Origin of the sequence: Atribacter sp. (genome assembly GCF_035418125.1) — a bacterium.
GTDB classification, from domain to species: Bacteria; Atribacterota; Atribacteria; order Atribacterales; family Atribacteraceae; genus Atribacter; species Atribacter allofermentans.
Window position 1 is genome coordinate 1 of record NZ_DAOLQM010000260.1, and the last position, 2,963, is coordinate 2,963.

3 protein-coding genes and 1 pseudogene are annotated in these 2,963 nt (G+C 38.2%); all 4 read right to left on the bottom strand.

All coding sequences use genetic code 11. The features are described from left to right. A pseudogene (locus PLK24_RS10195) lies at positions 1-302 on the bottom strand (SpoIIE family protein phosphatase); the annotation flags it as partial. Then, positions 299-2,014, bottom strand: coding sequence for a [Fe-Fe] hydrogenase large subunit C-terminal domain-containing protein (locus PLK24_RS10200; protein WP_324478807.1), 1,716 nt, complete (start codon positions 2,012-2,014; stop codon positions 299-301). The gene PLK24_RS10200 and the pseudogene PLK24_RS10195, both read right to left, overlap by 4 nt. A gap of 4 nt (positions 2,015-2,018) precedes the next feature. After that, positions 2,019-2,276 (bottom strand): (2Fe-2S) ferredoxin domain-containing protein, encoded by a 258-nt coding sequence (locus tag PLK24_RS10205; RefSeq protein WP_324478809.1) that lies wholly within the window; start codon positions 2,274-2,276, stop codon positions 2,019-2,021. Between the two features lie 190 nt (positions 2,277-2,466). After that, on the bottom strand, positions 2,467-2,963 hold a 497-nt coding region (locus tag PLK24_RS10210), incomplete at its 5' end, for an MBL fold metallo-hydrolase (protein WP_324478811.1).

The window sequence follows — 2,963 nt, forward strand, 5'->3', positions numbered from 1 at the left end:
TTTTGAAAAACCTGCATGACTGAAAAAGTAGAATAAGCAATTTTTCTCACCTTACACACTGGCAAGGTTTCAGCTAATGTTTCCACTACTTCGTCCAAGGGTGAATTCCGTTGAAGCATGGAAACTATGATTCGCGTAGTTAGTGTCGATAGAATACTGGCTTTTACTCCGCTCCCTAATCCATCAGAAAGGGAAACAATGGTGGAAAGGTCATCTTTCTCGATGCGAACACTATCCCCACATAATTCTTCGCCCCATTTTGATATCTGAGCTTGAGCAACTTCAACAAATATATCATTCATTCCTCGACATTTTCTCCTCGAAGAATTTTCATGAGCTTACTGAGCAACGATTTGGTTTCAGCAGTTGTTTCACCTAAAAGACTGGCAATTTCCTGAGCAACCAACATTTGATTAGTAATAACCTGCTGAGCTTTTTCTAAGGTTTTTCCACGGATTTCTTCCATCATTTGTTCTTGATCTTTTTGTTTGGTTAAATCAACAAACACCCCCATGAGCAGTCCAGACTTTTCTAAATAAAAAACTGAAAGCTTTACATAAACATTGTTATATTGTGGATAATGGATTTCCTGGCTATTTGCTTTCTTGGTTCTGAGGACTTCAATAAAAATTGAAGGATCTATAAACTCATCCAGCATCTTTCCAACCATTAAACGTCCTTTAAGATCGAATATTTGACGCAGAGCTGGATTCATGTCAACAATTCTCAGGTTTTCATCAACTAAAATGATTCCATTCGGTGTCACCGCAATCAAAAAACTGGAAAAGGATTCAGCACGAGCTCTCATATTGGGAATGCACATTTCAGCTTCGGCTAAACCTTGATATACAGCAATTGCCTTTTCTCGGCAGGTATCGTAACCACAAGCCCCACAATTGAGCTCATCTTGCGGGGTAAATTTACCGGTCAAGGTTAATATCTTTCTTAATTCTTCTTCTGATGGTTGTGGTTGAGGAATGGGATGAGGATTAAATTCACGCCTCAGTGATGGGAGTTCGAGGATTTTTCGTGCACCATCAAAATTAGTGCCCTGCTGAGAAAATTCAATAATCTTTTTTCTTCTTTGATAAAGAGAAAGAGGTGATTTGAGAAGAGGCCCATCAATGCATCCCCCTTCACAGCTCATCATTTCAACCATTTTTAAACCTTCTTTTTCTTTTTCAAAATTATCTAAAAATCGCTGACATCTTTCAATTCCAGTAATAACAACTGATTCCTGAGATAGGATTCCAGTATCAAAATCACCGGTTTTGAGCAAACCTCCTTCAACTGGGAAGGCTCTTGCCCATTGAACCGATGAGAGGTCCTCGCTTTCGAAGGGAAATTGTTTGAGATCGATATTCGCTTGAGTGAGCCACTCTTTCAATTCATCAAAAGTTAGCGCAACATCGACTTCATCAATTATTTCACTTTCTTCTCTTTCAGCTTTTTTGGCAATACATGGTCCAACAAAAACCACCCGAGGATGTTGATCTTCAAATTCTTTTTTGAGAAGACGAGCATGAGCAACCATTGGAGAAACCACTGGAGCCAAGGAAGAAATATGCTGAGGGTAATACTTATAAATGAAAGCATTTATTGTCGGGCAGGAACTGGTAATTATTGCCTTGTTCCCTTCTTTTACTAACTGAGCGTGTTCTAAGGCTACCAATTCAGCAGCTTCCGCAGTTTCACGAACAACGGCAAATCCTAATGATTTTAGAGCATTAAAAAGCTGACCAGGCATAATATCAGAAAAAGCTGCAACAAAAGAAGGAGCTAAGCTGGCAATAACAAATTCTTTATTCTCAAGGAAATTCTTAACTACTCCGGTATCATTTCTTATAACCTTAGCATCCTGGGGACAAACTAAAACACACCGACCATCCTTGATGCAACGTTCATCAATAATTTCGGCATGTCCCATGCTAAAACGAATAGCCTTAACCGGGCAATGACGTACACATTTATAACAGTCGCGGCAACTGGTTTTAATCGTTGAAAGTATGCTCAATCAGCTAATCCTCCCGAACCTTCACCAAGATCTTTTCTTCAAAAATACGTTGAAAATTATCGGGAGTAACTCCGGTTTCTATTTCATCATCTATGACTATAGTTACCCCCTCTTGGCTGCATTTACCTAAACAAAAAGTACCCTTCAGTTCAACCTGATCTCGTAAGCCAAGCTTGCTGATCGTTTCTTCACATTGGTGAATTATGTCATAAGCTCCCTTTAAATGGCACGAACTTCCCACGCATATAGCAATTGTCACCATTCATGTACTCCTATTCTTTCTTTTAAGCACCTGTCAAACAATATCTTTTGAAGATCAATATTCTCTTTTTTCTCTTCATCTTTAGGTAATTCATTTTTAATGAAAAAAGAGTATTTACACTATCCAAATAAGCCTATCATTATAACACAATTTCTTTTTACTTTTATTTAATTTTGAATAATTTCGTTCTTTATTTTGGAATTGGGAATATCCAAATCTCGGTGGATTCGGGAAGATTTTCTCGGGTAATTTCAACCTGGGTTTCCGAAAGAGTTTTCACTTTAAAAAACTGATAGGTAAAATTTTCAACTGGTTGAAGCTCAAATTTAAGCAAGGGGGTTCGATAATGCATGGGAATGACGACTCTCGGTTTTAAATGCTCCACCAGAGTTTGGGCTTCATGTCCATTAATCGTGTAAATTCCACCTACTGGCACCAGGAGAATATCCAGTGGTTTCCAGGATTCAATCTCTTCCAAACTGGGTAGCATACCCATATCACCGGCATGAATTAATGATAAACCGTCTATTTCTATTCGATAAACAACATTTTCGCCTCTCTCTTTCCCCTTTTTATGGTCATGGTAAGTTTGAAAACCTTGTATTTGATACCCATCCCGAACATATATACCCGCTTTTTGAATAATTTCTGGATTTCCTCCAATGATTTGAACATTATTATGATCAT